24 protein-coding genes and 1 pseudogene are annotated in these 23,001 nt (G+C 69.0%); 15 read left to right on the top strand and 10 right to left on the bottom strand.

Annotated features, from left to right (window positions below):
- Positions 1-399: 399 nt before the first annotated feature.
- The 3 genes from MBA17_RS47255 to MBA17_RS47245 all read left to right on the top strand — a co-directional run bounded on the left by MBA17_RS47255 (position 400) and on the right by MBA17_RS47245 (position 1,861).
- Positions 400-969: a PadR family transcriptional regulator gene (locus MBA17_RS47255; protein ID WP_238505461.1), complete on the top strand. Its 570-nt coding sequence runs from the start codon at positions 400-402 to the stop codon at positions 967-969.
- A 116-nt stretch (positions 970-1,085) separates the two neighbouring features.
- Positions 1,086-1,466: an SgcJ/EcaC family oxidoreductase gene (locus MBA17_RS47250; protein ID WP_238505458.1), complete on the top strand. Its 381-nt coding sequence runs from the start codon at positions 1,086-1,088 to the stop codon at positions 1,464-1,466.
- Entirely contained in the window at positions 1,463-1,861 is a 399-nt protein-coding gene (locus tag MBA17_RS47245; RefSeq protein WP_238505457.1) for a hypothetical protein, read from the top strand. The genes MBA17_RS47250 and MBA17_RS47245 overlap by 4 nt, the downstream gene beginning before the upstream one ends.
- A 62-nt stretch (positions 1,862-1,923) precedes the next feature.
- Here the strand turns inward: MBA17_RS47245 and MBA17_RS47240 are convergent, their stop codons facing one another.
- Together MBA17_RS47240 and MBA17_RS47235 are read right to left on the bottom strand one after the other, a co-directional pair.
- Positions 1,924-2,271: a DoxX family protein gene (locus MBA17_RS47240; RefSeq protein WP_238505456.1), complete on the bottom strand. Its 348-nt coding sequence runs from the start codon at positions 2,269-2,271 to the stop codon at positions 1,924-1,926.
- Positions 2,264-2,584 carry a hypothetical protein gene (locus MBA17_RS47235; protein ID WP_238505455.1) on the bottom strand — a complete coding sequence of 107 codons (321 nt, stop codon included), beginning with the start codon at positions 2,582-2,584 and terminating at the stop codon, positions 2,264-2,266. The genes MBA17_RS47240 and MBA17_RS47235 overlap by 8 nt, the downstream gene beginning before the upstream one ends.
- Positions 2,585-2,705: 121 nt before the next feature.
- On the opposite strand from MBA17_RS47235, the gene MBA17_RS47230 reads away from it, so the two are divergent.
- Positions 2,706-3,620, top strand: a complete 915-nt coding sequence (locus MBA17_RS47230; RefSeq protein WP_238505454.1) for a LysR family transcriptional regulator — start codon at positions 2,706-2,708, stop codon at positions 3,618-3,620.
- Between the two features lie 146 nt (positions 3,621-3,766).
- Here MBA17_RS47230 and MBA17_RS47225 read toward each other — a convergent pair whose 3' ends face one another.
- From MBA17_RS47225 to MBA17_RS47205, 5 genes are all read right to left on the bottom strand, one after another.
- A complete protein-coding gene (locus tag MBA17_RS47225; RefSeq protein WP_238505453.1) occupies positions 3,767-4,615 on the bottom strand; it encodes an NAD-dependent epimerase/dehydratase family protein in 849 nt (282 codons plus the stop codon).
- Between the two features lie 117 nt (positions 4,616-4,732).
- The gene (locus MBA17_RS47220; protein ID WP_238505452.1) at positions 4,733-6,532 is read right to left on the bottom strand and encodes a caspase family protein; all 1,800 of its coding nucleotides are present in this window, start codon (positions 6,530-6,532) and stop codon (positions 4,733-4,735) included.
- Positions 6,529-6,936, bottom strand: coding sequence for a hypothetical protein (locus MBA17_RS47215; protein ID WP_238505451.1), 408 nt, complete (start codon positions 6,934-6,936; stop codon positions 6,529-6,531). Before MBA17_RS47215 ends, MBA17_RS47220 begins: the two co-directional genes overlap by 4 nt.
- A gap of 473 nt (positions 6,937-7,409) precedes the next feature.
- Positions 7,410-8,357 carry a phosphotransferase gene (locus tag MBA17_RS47210; protein WP_238505450.1) on the bottom strand — a complete coding sequence of 316 codons (948 nt, stop codon included), beginning with the start codon at positions 8,355-8,357 and terminating at the stop codon, positions 7,410-7,412.
- A gap of 144 nt (positions 8,358-8,501) precedes the next feature.
- Positions 8,502-9,065 (bottom strand): TetR/AcrR family transcriptional regulator, encoded by a 564-nt coding sequence (locus tag MBA17_RS47205; protein WP_238505449.1) that lies wholly within the window; start codon positions 9,063-9,065, stop codon positions 8,502-8,504.
- 100 nt (positions 9,066-9,165) lie between these two features.
- Here MBA17_RS47205 and MBA17_RS47200 point away from each other — a divergent pair, with 100 nt between their 5' ends.
- From MBA17_RS47200 to MBA17_RS47180, 5 genes are all read left to right on the top strand, one after another.
- Complete coding sequence (locus tag MBA17_RS47200; RefSeq protein ID WP_238505448.1) at positions 9,166-10,647, top strand: aldehyde dehydrogenase family protein; 1,482 nt, start codon at positions 9,166-9,168, stop codon at positions 10,645-10,647.
- A 98-nt stretch (positions 10,648-10,745) separates the two neighbouring features.
- A complete protein-coding gene (locus tag MBA17_RS47195; RefSeq protein WP_238505447.1) occupies positions 10,746-11,177 on the top strand; it encodes a nitroreductase/quinone reductase family protein in 432 nt (143 codons plus the stop codon).
- Between the two features lie 205 nt (positions 11,178-11,382).
- Entirely contained in the window at positions 11,383-11,889 is a 507-nt protein-coding gene (locus tag MBA17_RS47190) for a GbsR/MarR family transcriptional regulator (RefSeq protein WP_238505446.1), read from the top strand.
- Positions 11,890-11,987: 98 nt separating this feature from the next.
- Positions 11,988-13,361 carry a serine hydrolase domain-containing protein gene (locus tag MBA17_RS47185; RefSeq protein WP_238505445.1) on the top strand — a complete coding sequence of 458 codons (1,374 nt, stop codon included), beginning with the start codon at positions 11,988-11,990 and terminating at the stop codon, positions 13,359-13,361.
- 194 nt (positions 13,362-13,555) lie between these two features.
- Positions 13,556-14,212, top strand: a complete 657-nt coding sequence (locus MBA17_RS47180) for a GOLPH3/VPS74 family protein (protein ID WP_238505444.1) — start codon at positions 13,556-13,558, stop codon at positions 14,210-14,212.
- A gap of 9 nt (positions 14,213-14,221) precedes the next feature.
- Here the strand turns inward: MBA17_RS47180 and MBA17_RS47175 are convergent, their stop codons facing one another.
- Complete coding sequence (locus tag MBA17_RS47175) at positions 14,222-14,968, bottom strand: polyprenol monophosphomannose synthase (protein ID WP_238505460.1); 747 nt, start codon at positions 14,966-14,968, stop codon at positions 14,222-14,224.
- 663 nt (positions 14,969-15,631) lie between these two features.
- On the opposite strand from MBA17_RS47175, the gene MBA17_RS47170 reads away from it, so the two are divergent.
- The 5 genes and pseudogenes from MBA17_RS47170 to MBA17_RS47150 all read left to right on the top strand — a co-directional run.
- Complete coding sequence (locus MBA17_RS47170) at positions 15,632-16,804, top strand: Cmx/CmrA family chloramphenicol efflux MFS transporter (protein WP_238505443.1); 1,173 nt, start codon at positions 15,632-15,634, stop codon at positions 16,802-16,804.
- Between the two features lie 347 nt (positions 16,805-17,151).
- Positions 17,152-17,718, top strand: a complete 567-nt coding sequence (locus tag MBA17_RS47165; RefSeq protein ID WP_238505442.1) for a hypothetical protein — start codon at positions 17,152-17,154, stop codon at positions 17,716-17,718.
- Between the two features lie 199 nt (positions 17,719-17,917).
- Positions 17,918-18,934, top strand: coding sequence for a questin oxidase family protein (locus MBA17_RS47160; RefSeq protein ID WP_238505441.1), 1,017 nt, complete (start codon positions 17,918-17,920; stop codon positions 18,932-18,934).
- A 299-nt stretch (positions 18,935-19,233) separates the two neighbouring features.
- Positions 19,234-19,899, top strand: coding sequence for a nitroreductase (locus MBA17_RS47155; RefSeq protein WP_238505440.1), 666 nt, complete (start codon positions 19,234-19,236; stop codon positions 19,897-19,899).
- A gap of 51 nt (positions 19,900-19,950) precedes the next feature.
- Positions 19,951-20,184: pseudogene (locus MBA17_RS47150) on the top strand (VOC family protein); the annotation flags it as partial.
- 84 nt (positions 20,185-20,268) lie between these two features.
- Here the strand turns inward: MBA17_RS47150 and MBA17_RS47145 are convergent.
- The gene (locus MBA17_RS47145; RefSeq protein ID WP_238505459.1) at positions 20,269-20,517 is read right to left on the bottom strand and encodes a tannase/feruloyl esterase family alpha/beta hydrolase; all 249 of its coding nucleotides are present in this window, start codon (positions 20,515-20,517) and stop codon (positions 20,269-20,271) included.
- A 17-nt stretch (positions 20,518-20,534) separates the two neighbouring features.
- Positions 20,535-21,878: a CitMHS family transporter gene (locus tag MBA17_RS47140; protein WP_238505438.1), complete on the bottom strand. Its 1,344-nt coding sequence runs from the start codon at positions 21,876-21,878 to the stop codon at positions 20,535-20,537.
- 110 nt (positions 21,879-21,988) lie between these two features.
- Here MBA17_RS47140 and MBA17_RS47135 point away from each other — a divergent pair, with 110 nt between their 5' ends.
- Complete coding sequence (locus tag MBA17_RS47135; RefSeq protein WP_238505437.1) at positions 21,989-22,933, top strand: LysR family transcriptional regulator; 945 nt, start codon at positions 21,989-21,991, stop codon at positions 22,931-22,933.
- The last annotated feature ends 68 nt before the right edge of the window (positions 22,934-23,001 follow it).

Here is a 23,001-nt window from a genome sequence, read left to right as displayed (position 1 = left end):
GGCCTACCCCCCGGGCGCCCCCCCCCGCCCCCCCCCCCCCCCCCCCCGCGCCGGGGGGGGGGGCCCCCCCGGCGGCCCCCCCCCCCCGACAGGGAGCACCCCTACCAAAGAGACGCTTCGCCGCATCGGTTGAAGGATGTGATCGTGCCATCCGTGATCCAGGGTGGTCGCCGGGTGCAGATCGCACTCCTCGTCCGTGATGCCAGCTAGGTCGACCCCAGGGTCACGCGCAGGGTCGATGATCATGCACGGCCGTACGAAGGACCTGGCGGAGCACCTATGACTCCCCTGCACCGCTGCCTTCGCTCAGAACACGAGGCGGGATCCTGCTATAGTGCATATTGCAATATAGAGAGAGGCATTAGTATGGCGAGACGTCCTGATCTTGTCGGCTTGACCGTGCTCGCCATGCTCTCGGTGCGTGCCGGCCATCCGTACGAGCTTCACCGCTTCATCGTCGACACGCACAAGGACTACGTGACCGGGCTACCCAGGAGCCTCTATCACTCGGTCGAGAAGCTCGCGGGCGAGGAGTTGATCGTTCCGGTCGAGACCACCAGGGAGGGCCGCCGACCGGAGCGCACGGTCTACGAGATCACCGACGAGGGCCGGATGGAGTTGTCGACCAGGCTCCGCGGGCTCATCGAGAACCCCGGCCCCGACCGCCGTACGTTCACTGCGGCCATCTCCCTCATCGGCACCCTTCCGGTGCCCGACGCGCTGCGCGCCCTGCGCATCAGAGCGGCGGCGATCGAGGGGCTGCTGACCGGGATGGACGGTCAGCTGCGCGCCATGAGGGACAGCGGCCTGCCCGACGTCCTGATGATCGAAGTCGACTACGAGCGCACGCTGAACGAGACCGAGCTGGCCTGGGTGCGGCGCCTCATCGGCCGCCTGGAGTCGGGGGAACTCGACTGGCCGGCCACCCTCAGGCAGGACCTGCTGTCGCAGGTGCTCGGCGAACCATGAGAAAGCGGCTGCCAGGGTGCGTCAACACCCTGGCAGCCGGACATCCGAACAAGGCGCCTGCCCTGTCTGGACTCGCAATTTCCAGGATAGGCGCCGCGACCACAAGGAATCGTGCCATGTCCGTGAACACGGAGATCACCGGCCTGCTCACCCGCCTCGCCGAGGCGTGGAACGCGGGCGACGCCACCGCCTACGCGGCTCTCTTCACCGAGGACGCCGACTACATCACCTTCGACGGCACGCACAGTGAGGGGCGGGCGGCCATCGAGTCCTCTCACCGCCGGCTCTTCGCCGGCCCGCTCAAGGGCTCCACCATGTCCGCCTCGAACGGCCGGACCAAGGTCAAGCCGCTGGCCGACGGGGCGGTCCTGGTGCTTTCGGGAGGCGGCACCGCCCTGGCGGGTGAGCATCGCGAGTCGATGGTCACCTTCACCGCCGTCAGCACGCCAGAAGGCTGGCGGTTCGCCTCCTTCCAGAACACCAGGGTGGCCCGGTGAGCAGGAAGAAGTTGATCGCCGAGGTCGCCGGGGTCGTCGAGGCGCCGGTCGCCATGGTCTTCGACGCGCTGGCCGACGCACTTCTGCCCGACGGCCGGCGCACCGGCCGCTTCACCGTCGAGGATCAACCCGGTCACACCTCCACCGTGGAGGTCGCCGGCCACGCCATCTCCTTCCAGGGCGGCTGGTGGTACCGGGGTGAGTGGAGCGTCGAACCGCATCCGGAAGGCGCGCTGCTCGTGCACCGGGTCTTCAACGTCGCGCAGCGAATGCGGTGGGGCGTGCCGCCTGCCAACCGCTTCTTCATCGGCTTCGCCGACCGTACGCGGCGGGGGTTCACCGAAGGGCTCGTCCAGATAGGAAGGCGTCTAGGGTGTTCGACCCGTCCGGCGTAGGTCCCCGGCCCACGGGCGTACGGCTGGCGCGCACCGGTGTGAGGCGACGGTCCCGGCGGTCATCACACAGCCGCGAGGACGAGAGACGCAACGGCCAGCGCGAAGAAGCCTCCAGGAAAGAGCATTTTGAGGAACACGCGGGCGCGAACGTGCGCGACTATGGCGCCGACGAAGAACAGGACAAGCCCGATGGCGGCGGCGATTCCGACGAACCGCATGCCCAGGAGCCCGAGTAGCAGCCCGGCGGCTCCGGCGGCCTTCAGGCCGCCCAGCAGCGGGATCCAGGACTGCGAGATGCCCACCTCAGCCGAATTGGCGAGGACGAACTCGGCTCGCGCGAAGTCAGCGACGGCGACCCCGGCGTTGGCCACGATGGTGATGACGGTGACGACGACGTAGGCGCTAACCATTTCGTACGGCCTTCACGCAGCCGAAGAAGCGGTAGGTGCCGTGGATGTCGAGTGACTGGGGTGTGGGGGCGGTCCCCACACTCCACTTGGCCACGGTCTCCTGTAGCCGGCGCGCCGCCGCGATGCCGGGCAGGGGGTTGCCGACGCCCTCGTCAAGCTCCAGCAGGGCGACGAACTCGGTGCTACCGGCACGGCGCAGGTACGCGTACCGGATGCCTTCCGGCTGCTCCGTCGCCACGGCCGAGAAGGCCGCCTCGATCGCCGAGACGACCTCGGCGACGCCTTCCTCGGCCACCTCGTAACGAATCATCATTACCGGCATGATGTCTCCCTGCTGATCGGGTGAGTGTTGGCGGGCCACTGCTCGCTCGCCGCGTCAAAGTTTTCCCGAACACCAGTTTGGCGTCCAATACCTGCATCTATAACCTGATGGCATGGATGTGGACACCCGGTTGTTGCGGTACTTCATCGCCGTGGCGGAGGAAGGGAGCCTCACTCGCGCCGCGGAGCGGCTGTTCGTGTCGCAACCGGCGCTGACCAAACAGATCAAGCAACTCGAAACCCAGCTCGACGTGCGGCTGTTCACCCGTTCCCGGGCCGGCATGGCTCTCACCGAACCGGGGCGGGCCCTGGCGGAGCGGGCGCCCGCCCTGGTGGCCGGTTGGGACCAGATGGTGCGGGAGACCCGGCATGTGGCCGGCCTGGCGGTCCGCGTGCTGCGGGTCGGCTTCCTGGCCAGCGCCGCCAACGAGGCCACCCAGCACATCATCGCGGCGTTCGCCCGCCGTCGGCCGGGCTGGCGGGCCGACATGCGGCAGACCGCATGGTCGAATCCGACCGCCGGGCTCGCCGACGGAGAGGTCGGCGTCGCCCTGCTGCGCCTGCCCTTCCCCGGCCAGCAGGCCCTGCGCGTGGAGGTGCTGTTCACCGAGCCCCGGTGGATCGCGCTCCCCACGGCTCACCCGTTCGCCACCCGCGACGTGATCCCCTTCCGGGACCTGTGGGATGAGCCGTTCGTAGCCGCCCCAGCCAGAACAGGCCGGTGGCGCGACTACTGGCTGGCCACCGATGAGCGCGACGGACACCCGCCCCGCATCGGCGCCGTGACCGACCAACCCGACGACTGGCTCAGCGCGATCGCCAACGGCTACGGCATCGCCCTCGCCCCCGAATCCGCCGCCCGCTACTACGCGCGCCCCGGCGTCACCTATCGGCCGGTCAGCGGCGTCAGCCCCAGTCAGGTCGGCGTCGCCTGGGCGCCCGCCGATGACACCGATCCCGTCATCCAGGACTTCGTCCGCTGCTGCCTGGACAGCAGACCAGCCCGATACTACGAGGCCATCACCTGATCAAGTGCGGATCCATCTTGTGGTCGTCATCCTGGCGGAGTGCCGGGTTCCTCGGATCGGATCACCACCGCGTTCCGCGCAAAGGTCGGGACGGTCGGCGCCGAGCGGGTCCAGATCGGGTGCGCCGGCCGCGTATACGCCCCGGGTCAGACCGGATACCGGTATTCAGCGACGAATCCCAGCAGGTCGACGGCCCTGGAAAGGTCGAAGGGCACCGTCCGGCCGGGCAGTGGGGAGCGCACCTCGGTCGTCGGGTGGTAACGGCGCATCAGCTCCTCGGTCGGTTGGGGCACCAGCGTCAACGGAGCGGCGACCAGCACCGGATGCAGACCAGGTTCGGTCACCTCCAAGGCCAGCAGGCACGCCCGGGCCGCGTCACGAGTCTCCAGGTACGACCACAGGCCCCGCGCGTGCACAGCGGGATCGGCGGCGGACCGCCGGGCGAAGTCAGGCAACCGATCACCGAACCCGCCGACGTACGGCAGGCGCAGCGCGACCACGCTCATTCCGTGCCTGCGCGCCATCATCGCCGCGGTGAGTTCGTCGACCTGCTTGGACAGCGCGTACGGATCCTCGATTTGCGACGGCAGGTCGTGGTCGACCGGCACGTAGGCGGGATGCAGGTCCCTGGCCGCGAACACCAGGCCGCTCGCCGCCTGGGAACTCGCCACGCACGCACGCGTGACTCCCGCCCGCCCCGCCTGCTCCAGCACGGTGAAGGTGGACTGCGTGTTGCACGCGAACACCTTCTCGGCGGGGTCCCGCTCGGGGGTCGCGATGGCGGCCAAGTGGATGACGGCGTCTGCGCCCGCGAGGGCGGCGCGGACGACCGCGGGGTCGGCTGCGTCGCCTTCGATCACCAACTCGGCGGGAAGGTCGCCGGGGTCCTCCAGGACGAGCGCGTTGGCCGTGACGCCGCGGACGTCCAGCAGGTCGAGGGTGGCGCGCCCGATGAGCCCCGCCGCCCCGGTCACCAGCACCCGCTGCACGCTCATCCAGCGCTCCTCGGAGGATGGGCGCGGATCGCGACCAGGTGAGCCGACAGCGCGCCGTCGGTCGATTTCACCATGATTCTCGCCGGCTCCGCCAGGGTGTGCATGGTGCGACGCCGATCACCCGTTTCCCATCGAGGTCAGCAGCATCAGTACGGCGAGAGCGATCGCCACCCAGGAAATCACCATCGCCGCCCTGTTGAGATCCTGACCGCCATAACGGCCGCCAGAGGCTGATATGGCGTCGTTCGACCTTTTGGCCAGACCGCGCGCCCTGATGGACAGGAAGATTCCGACCGCTCCGCCAAGAAGGACCTTGCCGACCTCTGTTAGGGCTTCGAATATGGGAGCGATGCTGCGGCTGACGTCGTTTTGGTCCCAATTCTCTATGGCATGCGAGATATCGGCCCAGGCCGACCGGAAGACCTCGCCACTCACCGAAGCGGACCAGAAGAGGAGTGCCACGGAAGCGGCGGCGAAGACCAGTGCCCAGATCGCCTTCGGATGGGTCGGCGGATTCTCTCCTCCCGACGCCGGCCGCGGCGCCTCTGCTGCCATGGGTGCTGCCATGGGCCGCGGCGTCTCCTTTCGCTGAGCCGCCGGCGAATCCGGGGAGGGTCGCCCCGGTGATGGCGGGGCCGGCGCCTGCCGTACCGGGGGCGGCGGCCGTCCGTCGCTCGGTGGAGCGGGTATGACGTCGGCGTCGACCCTGATCACCGCCTCCTCGACGGGATCCTTGAGGATGATGTCTCCCTGGATCTCGCCCTGGTGGGAGGTGTCCAGCGAGATCTGGAGCCCCGTGCCGCTCTGTGCGACGTGAATCCGGTCCTGCGTCACCTGGAACGCGCAGGCGCGGGCAAGCGGCGGACCAAGTAGCTGCACGGTCCGGCTCGGCGTCGAGTTCTGCGCCACCCGGCCGAAGTTCAGCTGCTGCTCAGCCGGGTGGACCGCGGCGTCGTGCAGCGCGTCGCGCGCGTTCGCCGCCACGTACTCGATGTCGTTGTGGGCCATCTCCTGCAACGCGTCCCGAGCCCCGGCCGCGACCGGGAGATTGTCGCTCGTGAGTCGCGACCGCAGTTCCGTGATCGCACCCCGCCGGGCGAAGATGCTCGAATCGGTCATGGCGGCGCGCAGGTCCGGAGGCACGGGTATCGGCCGTATCCGGCGTCGGCTGCTGCGGGCGAGATACAACTCGCCCTGCAGGTCGAAGCTCCGGCTCGGTGTCTGGTTCGGGTTCTGGTCGCGGACCCGGTCGAAGACGTACTCGTAGAGCTCGTCGAGGGAGACCTGCCCGTCTTCGTCACGGTCGGCGTCTCCGGTGGTGAGCCCCTCCACCAGGGCACGGGTGAAAACCGACGGCTGCGGATCGCATCCCCCGGAGAGCCGGTCGCCTTCGAAGGCGTACTCCATCGAGGTGGAGGCGGTGATGACGGCCTGACCTCGTCCGCCCTGCCCGAAACTGTCGAGCACGTTGACCTCACCCGACGCGCGGACCGCTGCTCCTTCGGCGAAGGCCCCGCCGTAGCAGCAGTCCAGGAACAGCACGAGGCTCCTGGACCGGCTGGCGCGCATGCAACGCCGTACGAAGTCCGCGGCGACCGCGGTGGAACCAAGCCGGCGGGGACGCGTGTTCCGCGCGGCGAAGAACAACTCCCCGGAGTCGCTTTTCAGTCCATGACAGGAGAAGTGCAGCACGAGCAGGTCTTCTGGCCTGGCGTCCAGAAAGAAGTCCTCGATCCGGGCGTGCACCAGGTGGGCCGGCTCGTTGCGCACCACCGCCACCTCGAAGGCGCCGATCCTCGGGTCGCCCAGCACCACGCCGAGCGCTCGGGCGTCTTCGACCGGTGATCGCAGCAGGCCGAGCGATGGGTCCTCGTACTCGTCATTGGCGACGATCAGGGCCTTGCGTTTGCCGGTCACCGCTGGTTCCCTGTCCCTGTCGCAGTGTGCCGGCCGACGAAGAGCTCAAGGAGCCTCATCTGGTCGGCGGAGGTCGCCTCTGAGAGCTCCAGGACATCGCCGTCGATTTCGATCCGGACCGTCCGGTTGGTCCCCTGCCCCCGGCTCAGCCACCCGCTGACGGTGGAGACGACCGCCTGTAGCGCGGTGGCAGTCTGGCCCAGAGCGACCATGAGCCCGCCGACCAGGGCGACGTCGATCGCCCGCGTTCCGGGCGGGGCCGCACCGGCCCGCAACAGAGTGACGTCCTCCACATCGAGTTCGAGCAGTTCCTGGCGGAGGAACCCGGTCGCCCTGTCCAGGCGCTCGGGGTCCGCGTCCTGCTCGGCCAGGTAGACACGTAGCTCGGCTCCCATCGATCTCATCCCCTTCTCAGATGGCGTGACCTAGCGAGCGAAGCCTCCGTCCCTTTCCATCTATCCACGTTACTCCAGTATTGGTCGGCTATTCTGAGCCCCTTCTTGATAATTCCGGGACCTCGCACATTCCTTTGGCAGGCAAACGCTTGGTGACGCAACGGGATCGGCCAGCATATTTTCCGCGCATTTCGCCGGGCCTTTGATCGTGCGATGGAATGTCACGGTCTCCCGGGTGAAACATGGCGGAGCACAATCGCGGCGGCGGTGAAATTCGCGAGATCAACGGTCTGCCGACGGACGAGTGCCGCCCAGTCCCGCCCGGAAGAGGTCGCCCCTGTCCATGTCAGGGCTCAGTTCTCTTGACCGATGATCGATCACTTCTGAAGCCCTGGCGGGCCGCTATGGAATCTCTTGCGCAAACGGCGGCGACACGCCCCGGCCTCGCCGCGCGGGGAAGGGCGGTGGTCCCGGTCGGCGGCTCAGCCGGAGCGTGGTACGCCTTCGCCGGCCCACCGCCGGATCAGCTCCGCCGCCTGCTCCGCGACGGGATGCCCGACGGGGCGGGTGACGAGGTCGCTGAGGGCGAACATGTCCAGAACACGTCCCAGATAACGCCAGTCCTCGGCGGGTGGCAGGTCAGCGGGCTGATGCTCGGCGAAGGCGGCGAGGAAGCCGTCGAGGAAACGGGGCGGGTAGTCGCCGCCGAACCGCGCCATGTTCGCCGCGTCGCCGTAAGGGCATCCGGAGTAGCTGAACTCCCAGTCCAGGACGGCGTCCACGCGCCAGCCGCCGGACGTTCGCGTGACCAGGATGTTCTTGGGGTTGATGTCGGCGTGCACGAGCCGGGTCTGCTCGTCGACGCCGTCGAGCACGGGGGCGTGGGCCGTACACAGGTTCACCCAGGCCCGTCGCGTGGCCGCGTCCAGGCGCACCTCGGGAGTGGCGGTCATGCAGGTCTCGGCGACCTCGGGCAACTGCTGTGACCAGGGGCGTTCCGCGCGGATCGTGAGGTGCTCGTCGGCGAAGAACCCCGGGCGCTCGAACGTCACCGTGCCGATGCCGGCGACGACACGCCCCACCTCCGCGCCGAGGTCGCCCAGGGCCGCTTCGCCGAACTCGCCGTCGGCGAGCACGTGGCTGAGCAGTGTCCCTGCGACGTGCTCCAGGACCATCGTCGGCCGGGTGCCCTCTTCCGCCGCGCCGGCCGGAATGACGAGCAGCACCTGCGGGACGGGAACATGCCGGCGGGCCGTGGCCATGACCGCGGCTTCGAGAGCGGGGTCCGGCCCGCCGAACCGTGCGACGACCTGGCCGTCGTCCAATGTCAGCAAGCACGTCTCATGGGAGAACCCGCCGGCCAGCGTCGTGGTCGCCACCACGGAACTGCCGAGCGCCACGGCGATTCCATGAACCTCCTCGGGATGCATCGGCCCAGTCAACCATTCACGGCGACGTCAAGCGCCTCGGTGGTATGGGCTGTGGACGCCGGTGGCGGCGCCGTTCCAGGTCGTGGGCATGCGCCGATGCTATCTAGATCGTTTACATGGTGAGGCGCCCTGCCTGGGGTGCGGTCAGGGGGCGAAGGCGCGGTGTACGGCTGCGGCGAGGCTGGAGCGGCGCCGGTCGTGGTCGGTGGCCGGGTCGGCGGATGTGGCGGTGTAGGTGAGGCTGCCCGGTGACCAGGTCATGGCCATGGAGATGACCATGGAGTGCACGTCAGCCGGGGGCAGGGCGGGGTCGACGTGCCCGGCGTTCTGCGCCTCGACGATGGCCTTGATCTTGGGGGCTTCGTCCGCATCGGCGAAGAGGTGGCCTGTGGGGGTGCGTTCCAGGCGTGCCCAGGCGGCCAGGCGCACCAGCCGTGGGTGCGCGAGGTAGGCGTCGTAGAGGCGGACGGCGTAGCCGGGCAGGTCGTCGGCGGTCAGCGGCGCGGCATCGAGGATGCCTTCGACCTGTTCGGCGAGGACGGCGTCGAACAGGCTCTCCTTGCTGCCGTAATAGGCGTACATCTGTGCCTTGCTGACCTTCGCCTCGGCTGAGATGCGGTCCACGCGCGCGCCCGCGATCCCGTGGGCGGCGAATTCGACGGCGGCAGTGTCCAGGAGGCGCCTTCTGCTCGCCTGTGCTTTGTCCATGCCTCTCAGGATAAACGAACTGGTTCGTTTGCAGTACGCCCGGATCCGGGCTACGGTCGATGAGAAGAACGAACCAGTTCGTTTTGATAGGAGAGCGTTCATGAGTACCCCTCTTACGGTGGATCCCGCGGAGCGCCCCGCGCCCGCCTTCCTGCACGGCCCGGCCAAGGAGCTGCTGATCGACGGCGCGTGGACCGCCGCGCGCTCCGGCAAGACGTTCGAGACCTTCGACCCCGCCACGGGGAAGGCCCTCGCCTCGGTCGCCTCGGCCGGGGCGGAGGACATCGACCTGGCTGTAGCCGCGGCACGGCGCGCTTTCGAAGCCCCGTCCTGGGCGGACATCACCCCCTACCAGCGCAGCCGTATCCTGCTGCAGATCGCCGATGTCCTTGAGGCGCACGCCGGAGAGCTGGCCGTACTGGACTCGCTCGACATGGGCGGCCCGCTGTGGATGACGCGCTGGCTGGTGGACCACTCGGTGGAGGTCTTCCGCCACTACGCCGGCTGGCCGACGAAAATCTACGGCCAGACCGCCCCCTCAGACCCGTCGACGTTCAACTACACCCTGCGCCAGCCGCTAGGTGTCGTCGGTGCCATCACCGCGTGGAACGGTCCCGTCCTCCAACTGGCGTGGAAGCTGGGCCCGGCGCTGGCCACCGGCAACACCGTGGTCGCCAAGCCCGCCGCCTGGTCGCCGCTGTCCGCGCTGCGGATCGGCGAGCTGCTGCTGGAGACCGACCTGCCGCACGGTGTGGTCAACATCGTCACCGGCGACGGCGCGGTCACCGGCGAGGCCCTGACCAACCACGCGGGCGTCGACAAGATCTCCTTCACCGGATCGCTGGCCGTGGGCAAGCGCATCCTGGAAGTCTCCGCGAAGGACCTCAAGCGGGTGACCCTGGAACTGGGCGGCAAGTCCCCGACGATCGTCTTCGACGACGCCGATCTGGAAGCCGCGGCCAAGGGAGCGGTCGCCGGATTCGCTCAGGGCAGCGGCGAGGGCTGCGTCGCCGGCACCCGGATCTTCGTCCAAGAGTCCGTCCGCGAGCAATTCCGCGAACTGCTGCTGCGGGAGATGAAGGCGTACACCCTCGGCGACCCCTTCCACCCCGACACCCGGATGGGACCGCTGGCCTCGTCCCAGCACTTCCAGAGGGTCTCCGCCTACCTGGACATCGCCCGCGACGAGGGCGGCACCCTGGAGACCGTCGGCGAGAGCGCGGGCCTGTACATGCCGCCCACTCTCATCGAGAACGTCGGCGCCGACGCCCGCGTGGTACGCGAGGAGATCTTCGGCCCCGTCGCCTCACTGATGACCTTCGCCGACACCGACGACGCCATAGCCCAGGGCAACGACACCATCTACGGCCTGTCCGCCTCGGTGTGGACGACGAACCTGGAGCGCGCCCACCGCACCGCGAGCGGCCTGCGGGCCGGAACCGTGTGGATCAACGCCTACGCGGACATGAGCGCGGGCACCGTGCCCTTCGGCGGCTTCAAGCAGTCCGGCATCGGACGCGAACACGGCATCGAGGTCCTGGACGCCTACACCGAGACCAAGACCGTCATGGTCCACCTGTGACCCCCTCGCCGATCCCCCCTCGCCGCCCTGTCCGCAGGGCATGACTCACCGGTCCGGTGGCCGAAGTTCCCGGCCACCGGACCGGCCAGGAGACGACGATGCAGGACACGATCCGCCAGGCCCTGGCCCTCACCCGCTCCTCCACCGCACGTGAGCGCACCGCCGACATCACCACCACCGGCCGCCGCACCGGCCGGCTCCGCCGTATCGAGATCTGGTTCTACCGAGTCGGCGGGACCAACTACCTCAGCGGCCTGCCCGGCAGGCGAAGCTGGTACGCGAACCTGCGAACCCATCCGGCTTTCACCTTCCACCTCAAGAACGGCGTCCGCGCCGACCTGCCCGCCAGGGCCCTGGCCATCACCGATCCCGCCGAACGGCACCGCATCCTCAGCGAGATCGTCGATGACCTCAACCAGCCCCACAACCCCGCCCGGATCACCCAGCCCACCCGCCTTGAGGACTGGGAGAGCGGCAGCCCTCTGGTCGAGATCGTTTTCGACCATCAGGCCACGCCAGACGGCACCTGACCTCCTCCCCCGGCCCGCTGCCTCGCATGGACCAGCGGGAGCGCCCCCACCCGCCTGATGACACCGTCCCACCAACGCTTCGCTCCCCGCACCCGCAACCGGCGGCTGCGTCGACGGTTCGCCGTGTCCGACCGCCGACTCCTCGCCATACGTCTCAAATGTCAGAGATTAGTGTCATCTCAGATATGTGTGTAATATCGTCTATATGGATATCGACGTTGAGCTTGCCTTCGCCGACGAGGTCGGCCGTCATTTCGCGCGGCAGAACGCCCTGCCGCCGATGACCGGACGGGTGGCCGGGTGGCTCCTCATCTGCGATCCGCCGCAGCAGACCATCGCCGAGCTCAGCGAAGTACTGCGGGCAAGTCGTAGCGCAGTCAGCGGCGCCGTCTCCATGCTCGAGGAGTGGTCCTGGCTCCAGCGCTCACGCGCCGCCGGCGAACGTGTGGACCGTGTCAGCCTCCACCCCGCGATCTGGTCGCGGATGGTGGACAAGCCGGCGGACTACACCTCACTCGGCGCAGTGGCGCACCACGGGCTCAAAGTGCTGGGCGAAGCACCACCGAGCCGCCGGGCGCGCCTCCTGGAGGCGGCCGCCTTCGCGGACTTCCTCGCCGAGCGGATGCCCGCGCTCGCGGCCGAGTGGCGCGCGCACCGCGACGCCCTGCGCGCCTCAGGTGAACTGCCCGGCGGCTCCGGGACGAGTTCCTAGCCCGCTCTCAGACCCCCTTTCCAGCCGGCGCCCGACGGCACCGGCGCCATCACCATGCCCGGACCACGAGTCGTCCGGGCCGATGAGGAGAACCACTGATGAATTTCGACACCGCCCGCTGGCAGGCTCGGCTCGACGAGCTTCGAACCGCCCACCGGGTGCCGGGGGCCTCGCTGGCCGTACTGTCCGGCGGGGACGTTCACGAGCTGGCCTGCGGTGTGCTGCACCGGGGCACCGGGGTGGCGGTGACGACCGACTCGGTGTTCCTTTCCGGGTCGCTGGCCAAGGTCTACACCGCCACGCTCGTGATGCAACTGGTCGACTCCGGCGAACTGGAGCTGGACGCGCCGGTGGTGAGCGTGCTGCCGGAGTTCGGCACTCCGGACGAGGCGGCCACCAAGACGATCACCATCCGGCAGCTGCTCTCCCACACCGGCGGGCTGACCTGCGACTTCCAATATGACTCGGGCAGGGGCGACGACTGCCTGGCCAAGTACGTCGAAGCCGCCCGGCAGGTGCCCCTTGACTGCCCGCCCGGGACGGCACTGTCCTACAGCAGCGTCGGCTACGCCGTACTGGGCCGTGTCATCGAGGTGCTGACCGGCCAGACCTGGGACCAGGCGCTGAAGGACCGGCTCTTCACCCCGCTCGGGCTGGAGCACTCGATGACCCTGCCCGAGGAGGCGCTGCGCTTCCGCGTGGCCATGGGCCACCTGGGAGAACCGGGAGCCGACCCCGAACCGGCGCCCGCCTGGGACCTGATGCCGCGCTCCGCCGGGCCGTACGGCAGGGTCATCGTCTCCGCGGGCGACGTCGCCCGATTCGCCCAGATGCACCTGAACGGCGGCACCTCCCCCGACGGCACCCGCGTCCTGTCCGCCGGCACCGTCGCGGCGATGCGGCGCCGAGAGGTCGACAGCCCGGACAAGTGGACCGTGGCCGCCGACGCCTGGGGCCTGGGCTGGACCCTGTACGACTGGGACGGGATCGCCGGTTTCGGCCATGACGGCAGTGCCGTCGCCCAGCACTCCTACCTGCGTGTCGTCCCGGAGGCGGGCGTGGCCATCGTCCTGCTGGCCAACGGCGGCGACTTCGGCCGGCTGTACGCCGACCTCTTCCGGGAACTGCTGGACGAGCTGGCCGGGGTGCGCATGCCGCCTCCCTTCGCCCCGCCGGCGAACCCGCCCGTGGTGGACATGACACAGCTGGCGGGCACCTACAAGCGCGAAGGCGTCGCCATCACCATCACCCAGAACGGCGACGGCGGCGCGCGCGTACGGTATGAGTTCGTCGACGGCCTGAAGGACCTCTCCCCACCGCTTGAGGCGGACCTGGTTCCCGTGTCGCCGACGGTGTTCGCCGCCTCCGGTGGCCCCTTCGGCGAGAACCACGTCCCCGTGGTCTTCTCCACCCTGACCAACGGCACCAGGTGCGTGTACATCAGCATGCGCGCCACGCCCAAGATCACGTAATCCAGTCCTTTGCCGACTCCGGGTCGAACAGGACCGTACGGCCGCGCGCATCGGACGACGTCGGGCTCGGCCCTGGTGACCCGCCTCCTTCAGGAGTCCGGTGCTATTTGCACAGTGCGGTCTCGAGGACGTGGGCGACGTTCTTGCCCCCGCTGCGGCGCGCATGATCATGGCAGAGGGGGTAGGCAGTAGGGATGACTGTGACGATCGCCGAAGAAATCCTCCTGCTGGCCTTCAGCGAGACGGAGGGCAGACAGCTCATCGGCTCCACCGAGCTGGCCCCCTCCCTGGCCGGGGCGATGCTCGCGGAGCTGGCGCTCGCCGGGAGGCTGGAGTTGTCGGAGAAGAAGATCGCTGTGACCGACTCGACACCGCTCGGCGACGAGGAGCTCGACGCCGTGCTGGCGCGGATGGCGGAGGAGGGCAAGGAGCGCAAGGCCGAATGGTGGGTCTACCGGCTCCGGTCCGGCAAGCTGCGCGAGCGGCTGCTCGCCCGTCTGGCCGAGCGGGGCGTGCTGAGCGAGCAGAAAGGCAAGGTACTGGGCATCTTCCCCACCACCCGCTGGCCCGAGCGCGACGGCTCGGTCGAGGCGGAGGTGCGGGCGCGCGTCGCCGGCGCTCTGGGCGGCGCCACCCCCGACGAGCGCACCGCGGTGCTGATCGCCGTGATGCACGCCGCCAAGCTCGACCGCAAGGCGTTCCCCGGCGCGAGCAAGGAGCGCATCAAGGAGATCACCGAGGGCGCCTGGGCGGGAGAGGCGGTCGCCAAGACCATCGCCTCCATCAACACCGTCATCCTCACCACCACGGTGATGACGGCCACCGTCGCGACCACCTCCGGCTCCGGCTGAGCCCCGGGACTACCGAGCGCCGGGCCGGCGGTGAGGGCCAGCGCGTTTGAAGATCAGCCGCCACGGCATCAGCGCCGACTCCAGTTGCACCCGCAGGCTCATCTTCGAACTGCCCGCCCGGCGATCGGAGAAGTGGATGGGGATCTCGACGATCGTCATTCCCGCTCTGATCGCCCGGTAGTGCATCTCCACCTGGAAGCTGTAGCCACCTGAGGAGATCTCGCCCAGATCCAGCACGGAGAGGCTGTCCGCCCGCCAGATCTTGAACCCGGCGGTCACATCGCGCAGCCTGATACGCAGGATGGTGCGGACGTAGAAGTTCGCCCACGCCGACAGGGCACGGCGCCGCCGGCTCCACTCGGCGGCCAGCGTCCCGCCCGGCACGTACCGGCTGCCGATCACGCAGTCCGCCCCCGTCGCCTGTGCGGTCCCGAGCAGCCGCGGTACGGCGTCGACGGGATGCGAGAAGTCGGCGTCCATCTGGACCACGAACTCCGCTCCGGCCGACAGCGCGGTCTCCAGGCCTTCGACGTAGGCGCGCCCGAGGCCTTCCCTGCCCGGCCGGTGCACCACGCCGACCCTGCCGGGATGCGCGGCGGCCAACTCGTCCGCCACCTTCCCCGTGCCGTCAGGGGAGGCGTCGTCGACGACCAGGATCCGCAAGCCGTCCAGCGGCAGGGCGAGCAGGGCATCAGCGATCAGCGGAAGATTGTCCACCTCGTTGAACGTCGGGATCACGACGGTGACGGTGGCCATGTTCGCGGTCAGGGCCTTCCGGGCTCGATGGTCAGATGTCGTCACCGACGGACCGCGCGCGCTCCCGCCCGGTGATGTCGGCAAAGAACATCCATGCTAGCCGTACTCCCCTGTGCAGTCGGCTATGCGTTCGGCCGCAGAGTGCGGCGGGTGCCTGCCAGGGTGGGGTTCGGGCGGATCGCGGCCCGGCGGGGTGATGCTCCTTCGCATGAGCTGGGCGGCACCACCGGTGGACACCCTCGGGGCCGACGGCCCCTGCTGTCATACGAGGCCGGCGGTGGGGCGGCCCCCCGGCGTTCGCCGCTTGCACGGCGTTAATGCGTGGACGCGTGGGCTCGGCGTTGGTTAGCCTTGCGCCATGTCCAGCCCCGAGTCCTGGAGACTCCAGCCACCGGTCGTCCGGTGGCTGTCCACGTCGTCGCGTTGAAGCTCCGCGGCCCTCAAGGCCCCGGGCGCTGCCTGCCGTGACCACCGCCATCGGATCGCCGTAGCACCGGCTGTGTTCGACCCCGACCGTGTGTCACCTCTGTTGACACCGGCGGGTTCTTTCCCGCGGTGGTCGCGTGTGGTCCGATCGGGCTGTCGACTCTGGACGCCGATTCGGGGTATCGCCGTGTCCGCCGCCGCCTTGTCGATCCACGATGTGGTTGCGGAGTTCTGTTCATGCCATTCGCTGTCTACATGCTCGGACTGGCGGTCTTCACCCAGGGGACGTCAGAGTTCATGTTGTCCGGTCTCGTGCCGGACATCGCAAGGGACATGCACGTGTCCATCCCGGCCGCGGGCCTGCTGACCTCGGCGTACGCGGTGGGGATGGTGATCGGCGCGCCGCTGATGGCGATTCTCAGCCTGCGCTGGCCGCGGCGCCGCTCGCTCGTCGCCTTCCTGGTCGTCTTCGTCGTCGTCCACGTCCTCGGTGCGATCACCGCCGACTACGGGGTGCTGCTGGCCACGCGAGTCATCGGAGCGCTGGCCAACGCCGGGTTCTGGGCCACCGCCCTGGCGACCGCCACCGCCCTGGTCGAGCCGAACGCCAAGGGCCGCGCCACCTCCATCGTGATCGGCGGCGTCACCGTCGCCTGTGTCGCGGGCGTTCCGGCCGGCGCGCTGCTCGGCCAGGTGTGGGGATGGCGCTCGGCGTTCTGGGCGGTGGCCGTCTTGTCGGTGCCGGCCATCATCGCGATCCTGCGGGCGATTCCGGCGGGACGTCCCGTCTCCGCCGGCACGAGCGCGCGTGCGGAACTGCGGTCGCTGCGCAATCCCCGGCTCCTGGTGATCCTGCTGCTGGGCGCCCTCGTGCAGGGCGCGACGTTCTGCTCGTTCACCTTCCTCACACCCCTGTTCACCACCGTCGCCGGGTTCGACGCCGCATGGGTGCCCGTCCTGCTGGCCCTCTTCGGCCTGGGTTCGTTCGTCGGGGTCAGCGTCGGCGGGCGGATCGCCGACGTCCGGCCGATCCCGTTCGTGCTGGCCGGGATGGCGGCCCTGCTCATCGGCTGGGCCGTGTTCGCGGTGACGGCCGGGAACCCGGTGGCGACGGTCGTGCTCGTCTTCGTCCAGGGCACGCTCTCGTTCGCCACCGGCTCCACGTTGATCGCGCAGGTGTTCTACGCGGCGACCGAGGCGCCGACGCTGGCCGGTGGGCTCGCCACCGCCGCGTTCAACGTCGGCGGCACGATCGGTCCATGGTTCGGTGGGATCGCGATCGCCGAGGGACTCGGATTCCGTTCGCCGCTGTGGGTCAGCGCGCTGCTCATCACCCTCGCGCTCGCCACCGCCGCAGTGGCGTGGGGACTCCGCCGCCGACGCCACGACGGCCGGGTGGCGCGTAAATGACCAACGGCATCCGCAGGCTCTGCGGGATGGTCGAGCCGCCGGCGTCGTGATCACAGCCGGCCGTTCAACGCTCGATCGCCGGTGACACGGAGGACGACCCGCGCGCTGGGTCGTCCTCCCCCGGTTCCGGCTGTCTGGCGACTGTCAGGCGCGAGTCTCCCGGAGTTGCTGGACTCATCAAGAGCGATCAGTAGCTCTGAGTGACCGGGAAATCTCGAACGGCTCGACATGCAGCATTATCGGCAATCCACCTCATAGCAGACAGTTACTGATGAGATACGTTACGTCACAAGTAGAGGTGGGGATCCCAGCGAGGCACACATCGCCTACGAAAGGTCATCCCCCTGATGCGCACCCGTACCCGCCTGGCGGCACTAGCGGCCGGCACCGCCGTCCTAGCCGCCGGCGGCACGATGCCGACCTCGGCGTCAGCCACAACCCCGGTTTCGGCCGCCAGTACCCGCTACCAGCTGCCCGCGCCTTCCGGCATCGCCTATCTGCCCGCGAACGTCGACCTGCAGCCCACCGCGTCCGAAACCTGGGTGGACACCGGGTTGCAGGTCACCCTACCCAAGGCCGGCACCTACGCGCTCGATCTGGACGTCCGGGCACGGCTGCAGGGAGTTCCCCCGGTTAACACGTACATGGTCGCCCGTCTGCGGAACGTCACATCAGGCTCCGTCATACCCAACAGCGAACGGATCCTCAGCCAGCTCATCGATTTCACCACGGCCGGCGCCGGGATCATCGCCAAGAACACGACCTCCCCGATCAGCGAGCGCATCACCGTGACCAGGCCGACCACGATCCGGTTGCAGGCTCAGCGGACCAACAGCGTCGGCGCTTCGACCATCGCCGCCATCTGGAGCGACGGCGCCGGACGCACATCCTTCCGCTTCGACAGGATCTCGTGATCAGATCGCCCGTCGGCGAACCCGAACCCTGAAAAGGGCCACTGGTATGACATGGTCCTCATGAGCCCGCTGGAGGGCGAACTCAAGGACTGAGCGCAAGCGCCGATCAGCCAGACCGCGAAAGACGCTCGGCCGGGATATCCCAGCCGAGCGTCTCGCTCTGCTATATAGGAGACAGGCTATATAGGAGGAAAGCGATATGGATCAGCTCGACGAGGCGCTGCACCGGCTCGCGCCCACCGGTCCCGAGTTCAGCGGCGGCCTGTCCAACCACGGGCCGATGGCCGTGGAAGCCCTGACGAGACTCGGATTCGCCGACGCCCTGTCCGACTGGGTCTCCACGTACCTGCCCAAACTCGATGAGCGGCCAGGTGCGCGCATGCCCGTCGACGCGGAGAACTGGCGCGCGGCACTCGGCGACATGGCACGCGTCGCCGATTGGACGGTCTACTTCGAGCGGCGGATCGAGGCAGCGCCGTGGCGAGAGGTCACCGGTGAGTGGTGGCCGCGCCTGGTGCCCGGGGCGGCGGCGGGGGCGACGCACGGCATCATCCGCACCTCGCACGCCCTGCGCGGGCTGGTGGAAAACGAGACCCGCGAGCGACGTACCGAGCTGGCACATGCGCTGGCCTACTGGGCGTCCGCCCACCGGCCGCTGGCCGGACCGCCAGCCACGGGCGGACGGCTGCGACTCGACGAGGCCATCGGCGCCCTGCCCCTCATCCCCGGCAGGCGCACCGGCAACATCACAACAAACCTCGGCAAGGTCAGCGACGCCCAAGGATTCGATGAGGCGGTGACAGACCTGGCACCACCGCAGGACGTCCCCGCATCCCTCCACGAACTCGCCCGCGCCTTCGCCGAGATCTTCCTGACTCATGGAAGGAAGAGACCAGTCGTCTTCCTGCACGCCATCACCGCGCCGGTCGCGGTGGCCTCGGTCATCGGGGAACTGCCGGAGCCGTTGAGGGCGTCCACCCATGACGCGCTCTGGCAGGTCGCCGCCGCCATCTACACCGGCTACGCAGCCGACTCGGTGGCCGAGCCCTTGCCGTCGGCCGCCCCGCTCACGCCTGAAGACCTGGCGGAACGGGCGCTGGCCAACGGCGACGAGCACGCCATCAAGCTGACCGAAGCCGCGCTCAGGGAGTACGCGATCTCCAGCGACCCGATCTTCCTGCAGGCCGCGGGCCGGGGCATCGAGCTGATCGGCTGACGAACTCGCTCGGCCCTCCATCCGGAGGTGCCGCAGGACGCGTACGAGGTGCGCGACCAATGCGCAGGCCGTCAAAAGCAGCGCCCACGTAACGCAGGAACTCGCTGACGTGGTCATCGAAACCAACCTGTCCAACGGCCCGAGGAGCCCGAGAACGAATCCATCCCCTACCCCGGAGCACCACGGCATCGGCCCACACCGGCGGCAGGCGAACTCGCTCACGCCCGACGGCCGGTGCAGCCCGCCTCCGCGTAGTGTGACGAAAGTGAGCGCGTTGAGCAGATGGGGAGGTAGCGATCTTGGACGTCTATGAGGCGGTCACGAGCCGACGGGCGGTGCGCGGGTTCACCGACCGATCTGTCCCGAAAGAGGTGCTGGAGCGCGTCCTGTCCGCCGCAGCGTGGTCGCCGTCCGGATCGAACCTCCAGCCCTGGCACGCCTACGTGCTGACCGGCGGACCGCTGGCCGAGCTCAAGAAGCGCGCCGGCGAGCGCGTGGCCGCACGCGACCCCTGGGACGAGCGGGAGTACGAGATGTACCCGTCCGCGCTGAAGTCCCCGTACCGCGAGCGCCGATCCGCCTTCGGCCAGGAGCGCTACAGCGCCCTCGGTATCTCGGGCGAGGACTGGGAGGCGCGCCAGCGGGCCGCTTCCGCGAACTGGGACGCTTTCGGCGCGCCCGCCGCCCTGTTCTGTTACATCGACCGCGACCTGGGCCTGCCTCAATGGTCCGACGTCGGCATGTATCTGCAGACCGTCATGCTGCTGCTCCGCGCCGAAGGGCTGCACAGTTGCCCGCAGATGGCGTGGTCGGTGTATCGCAGGACCGTCGCGGAGGTCCTGTCACCCCCGGACGAGCTCATGCTCTTCTGCGGCATGTCGATCGGGTTCGAGGACGTCACGGTGGATTACATCCGTACGGGCCGGGCGCCGCTCGACGAGACGGTCACGTTCGTCGAGAGTTAGTACTGCACGCAGCTTCTCGACGGCAGAGATGATCGATTCCATGGCCGGCCCGAGGTGCTGACACCGGCCGGCGACGCCGGGCCGCTGCTGTGGCTGGACGAGGACGACCGTACGCACCTCGACCTCTGGACGGACAGCGCCGAGGAGCAGCGGGCCGAAGTGGAGCGGCTGTTGGCGCTCGGGGCCACCCGGGTGGAGTGGGAGTATCCCGAGGGCGCGGACTTCGTCGTACTCGCGGACCCGGAGGGCAATCTCTTCTGCGTGATCAACACCGCCGCCGGATGAAGAGGTCGGTGATTGAGTTGCGCGCGTTCGAACCAGCCGACGCCCAGGAGTCGGTGTCGTGGATCGACAGCCTCGAGGCGTTGATCATCTGGTCTGGGAACCAACGATCGGTGTCAGCTTGTCGAAGGTGTTCGGGCCCGGGCCTCCACTGCAGTGCGTCATGCCGGGGATGAGGAACAGTCGCGCGAACCGGCTGGTCTCGTGTGTGCGGCCGCCGGAGGTCGCACGAACTACCTGCCGGTAGTAGTCGATGGTGTCGTAGGCGGAGACGACCGGGTCGGCCCAGCCCGTGTACATGAGGAGCTTGCCGCCGCTGCGGCGGAAGGGGCGCAGGTCGGGGTCCGTCGCCTTCAGAACGAGATGGCGCCGGTCAAGAGCGCGACGACGGTCATGACGACGGTGGTGGCGAACGCCCAGCCGAAGACGAAGCGCTGGTGCTGGCCGAGTTGCACGCCGCTCATGCCGACGAGGATGAACGTGGCGGCGGTGAGCGGGCTGAGCGGGAAGCCGGTGGTCATCTGGCCGAGGATGGCCGCCCGGGCGATCTCGGCCGAGTCGATGCCGAAGCCGCCGGCGGTCTGTGCCAGCACCGGCAGCACGCCGAAGTAGTAGGCGTCGGGGGTGAAGACGAGGCTGAGCGGCATGCTGGTGATCGCCACGAGCAGCGGCAGGTGGCCGCCGAAGGATTCGGGGATGATCCCGACGAACGCGGTGGCCATCTCTGTGATCATCTTGGTGCCGTTGAGGATGCCGGTGAAGACGCCCGCGGCGAAGATCATCGTGGTGACCAGGACGACGCTTCTGGCGTGCTTGTCGAGCAGCGCCTGCTGCTTCTCCCAGGTGGGCAGGTTGACCACGGCGGCGATGGCGAAGCCGAGCACGAACAGCACCGGCAGCGGCATCACCTGCAGAACCAGCGCGACCAGCAGCACGAGGGTGAGCACGAGGTTGAAGACGGTCAGCGCCGCGCTCCTGCGCTCGGGGGCGAGCGGCGTGCCGGGCCCGTCACCGCGTACCGGCGCGGCCTGGGGCTCGGTGGCTTGGGACTCGGGGGACACGGGCTCGGCGGGCAGGGCCACGGTGCCCAGGCGGCGGCGTTCGCGCAGCCCGATCAGGTACGAGGCGACCAGCACCCAGGCGACGCCCGCGGCCATGGCGGGCAGCACCGGGGTGAACACCTGAGAGCTGTCCAGCTTCAGCACTGCCATCGCGCGGGCGGTGGGGCCGCCCCAGGGGACCATGTTCATCACGCCCGCACCGAGGCAGACGACGCCGGTGAGCACCAACGGGCTCATGTTGAGGCGTTTGTAAACGGGCAGCAGGGCGGAAACGGTGATGAGGAAGGTGGAGGCGCCGTCACCGTCGAGGGCCACGCACATGGTGAGGACCGCGGTGCCGACGGCGATGCGCAGCGGGTCGTCCTTGGCCAGACGCAGGATGCCGCGAATCAGCGAGTCGAACAGTCCGGTGTCGATCATCAGGCTGAAGTACAGGACCGCAAAGGCGATCATGATGCCCGTGGGAGCGACCTTGCCCAGCCCTTCGAGGATCATCGGACCCATGCCGGAGGCGAAGCCGCCCACGAGCGCGGTGGCCACGGGGACCAGGACGAGCGCGGTCAGGACGGAGACACGTCTGGTCATGGTCAGCACCAGGAACAGTCCGATGGTGAGGAAGCCAAGGATCGCGATCATCGGAGTCCTTTCGCCGGGCGGGAGGTTACGGGCAAGTTTCCGAGCACCGGCCTTTCACGTCCACCATTAAAAGTGGATTTATCCATGCGGTATGCGCAACAGTGGGCGCCGTGGATGCCAGCCTGCGGCAACTCGCCGCATATGTCGCCGTGGCCAGAGCCGCGGGTTTCACCGCTGCGGCCGCACAGATGCGTGTCTCCCAGTCGACGCTGAGCCGCGCCGTGTCCGACCTGGAACGCGTACTGGGTGTCCAGCTGCTGGAGCGCGACACCCGCAACGTGCAGCTGACCGCTGCCGGACAGGAAACCCTGCGCGTGGCCGAGCAGATCGTCGAGGCCCACCGGTCAGGGATGAAACAGCTGCGGCGCTACCTGCTCGGCGAGTCCGGGATCGTCGCCATGGCCACCCTGCCGTCGGTCGCGGCCGTGCTGCTGCCGCGGATGATCTCCGCCTTCCGAGGCCGACGGCCAGACGTGAGCGTGCGCATCATGGACGGTTTGGAGCAGGCCGTGCTCGGCAGAGTGGCCAACGGCGACGCCGACTTCGCCGTCACGACCGTCGGCTCGGCCTCCGACCGGTTCGAGCACCGCCCGCTGATCCGTGACCGCTTCCGCGCCGTGCTGCCGGAAAACCATCCGCTGGCCGACCGGGACGAGGTCACCTGGGAGGACCTGGCCGCCGAGCCGTTCCTGGCCGTCGGCCCCGAATCCAGCGTGCGCAGGCTCACCGACGCGGCTTTCGAGCAGGCCGGAGTTGTGGCCGCGCCCGCGGCGGAGGCCGGCAACGTGGCGACAGTCGGCGGGCTGGTCTCCGCCGGGCTCGGCGTCTCCGCGATGCCCGCCCTGGTGCTGCCCCTGCTGGGCCCGGGGCACGTCGTGCACCGTGAACTGGTCGCCCCTGTCGTCGAACGGCGCCTGGACATTGTCGTGCGGGCCCGGCGCACCCTGCCGCCCGCCGCGGCCGCGTTCCTCGACCTGCTGGAGGAAGCCCGCGCCGAAGGACGCCAGGTCCCGGCTGGCGCTACCTGGATCACCACTGATGCACGAAGTGCATGAATATATCCACTGATCCTGCTGGACCCGCATTTCTGTTTCCGTGCACGATGAAGCTCCGTCAACCAGGG

It is taken from the genome of Dolomitihabitans soli (assembly GCF_022213955.1).
GTDB lineage: Bacteria > Actinomycetota > Actinomycetes > Streptosporangiales > Streptosporangiaceae > Streptosporangium_A > Streptosporangium_A soli.
Note: the sequence above shows the minus strand (reverse complement) of the source record. Positions and strands in the feature narration are given on the sequence as shown.